The sequence below is a fragment of the Actinomyces oricola genome, from assembly GCF_004104015.1.
Lineage (GTDB): Bacteria > Actinomycetota > Actinomycetes > Actinomycetales > Actinomycetaceae > Actinomyces > Actinomyces oricola.
The window spans coordinates 1-1,852 of record NZ_RYFV01000059.1 but is presented as its reverse complement, the minus strand read 5'-3'; the positions used below and the strand labels follow the sequence as shown (position 1 = coordinate 1,852).

At 63.2% G+C, this 1,852-nt stretch carries 1 protein-coding gene and 1 pseudogene; both read right to left on the bottom strand.

The window, feature by feature from the left end:
- Nucleotides 1-3: 3 nt before the first annotated feature.
- Nucleotides 4-804: pseudogene (locus EUC46_RS12355) on the bottom strand (ISL3 family transposase); the annotation flags it as partial.
- 116 nt (nt 805-920) lie between these two features.
- The coding region (locus EUC46_RS12350) for a reverse transcriptase domain-containing protein (RefSeq protein ID WP_241655576.1) at nt 921-1,852 on the bottom strand (932 nt) is incomplete at its 5' end.

The window sequence follows — 1,852 nt, the reverse complement described above, 5'->3', positions numbered from 1 at the left end:
GGCTCATCGCATTTGAGGGTGTAGGTGGGGTCTGAATCCGCCGGTTTCTAGCAGGCTGCGGGCGATGTAGTGGGTGAGGTTCCGGAAGCCGAGGGCGGAGCCGCGGAGGTGTTCGAGGCGGCCGTTTATGGCTTCGGTGGGTCCGTTGCTGGTGCCGGGCCGGTCGAAGAACGCGAGGATGTCGTTGGCGCGTTGTTTGAGTGTTCGGCCCAGGCGCCGGGCCTCGACCAGCGGTATTGGGACGCCGCTGGTGAGGGCGTTGATGACGGTTTGCATGACGAACTTCCCCAGTCGCCGGTCGGGTTCTCGGTAGGCGGTGACTAGCTGCTGGTAGACGCCCCAGGTCGCTTGGACTGGGGCGTGGTCTTCGTCGGCGAACAGGTTCTCCAGGCGGGTCTGCTGCTTGGCGGTGAGGAGCCCAGCACCGGTGTGCAGGGTCAATCGAGCCTGGTAGAGCGGATCGTGTTTACGGCCGCGTCGCCCGTGTAGTTCTTGTTGGACGCGGCGGCGGCACTCATCGAGCGCGTCCCCGGCCAATCTGATGACGTGGAAGGGGTCCATCACCGTGACTGCTTGGGGTAGTTCCTCGTTAGCGGCGGTCTTGAAGCCGGTGAACCCGTCCATCGCGACTACCTCGACCCGGCCGCGCCAGGACTTGGGGCGAGCGGCGAGCCAGGCCTTGAACGCGGCCTTGGAGCGGCCCTCGATCATGTCGAGCAGCCGCGCTGGCCCGGTCTTGTCCTGCACGGGGGTCAGATCGATGATCACGGTTACGTACTTGTCCCCACCCCTGGTGTGCCGCCAGTTGGGTCGGCTTGGGGCGCGGTGCCGGGATTGCTCCTGGGTCCGTTTCCCCAAGCCGCCCGCCGAACCGGACGTGCGATTCTCACCGCATCCGGCTCTCCATGAGAGATGGTTGGTCAGCTGGTGGTCGCTGCTGTTTGGTGCCATGGGGTTGGGATGTTGTATCCGCGGTAGCGGTACCTGGTTACGGTGACGCTTGCGGCGCCGGTGAACCTTTTCCCGTTGTGGGCGAGCCGCCAGGTTCCGGGCAGGCAGTACCTGCGGCGGAGTTCTGGCCATCCGATCTTGCGGTGTTTCTTGCGGAGCCAGGACGTGATTCGTTCCCATGCGTAGGAGTCGATCGCGTTGAAGATCCGTTTCGATACACCGTGACGGAAGTAGGTCGCCCATCCCCTCAGCACTCGCCCGAGATATTCCATGAGGTATCCCGGGTCCCGGTGCAGAGTGTGCCTGTAGGTCATGGTCCGCACCCGGTCCTTGATGGAGGCGATCGCCTTCTTCGAGGGCTGGGTGTAGATGAAGTGTTTGTGGCTTCCTCGTTTCCGCATCCGTCGGATATTGAACCCGAGGAAGTCGAATCCTTCATCGATGTGGACCACTTGGGTCTTCTCCGGTGACAGCCTCAGTCCCATCGGGGCCAGCACTTGTGTCACCTCGTCGCGCAATTGTTCGGCGTGTTCCCGCTGACCCGTGACCACCACGACAAAGTCGTCGGCGTAGCGGATCAGTCGGTAGTTCGCCGCGCCATGACGGCGACGTTTCTGACGCTGCTGAACCGTGTTCATCGTTTGCTGCCACGTGCCCATGAAGTGATCATCCAGCACGGACAGCGCGATGTTGGCCAGCAACGGCGACAAGATCCCTCCTTGCGGGGTGCCGGTGATGGTTCCTTCCCGGGTCCCTACCGTGGTGAGGACTCCGGCCTTCAGGAACGCCTTCGTCAGCGCGAGCACCCGCTTGTCGCCGATCCTGAGCCGGAGCCGGTCCATCAAGGGCGCATGTTCGATGTTGTCGAAACATGCCTCGATGTCGGCCTCCAGCACCCATT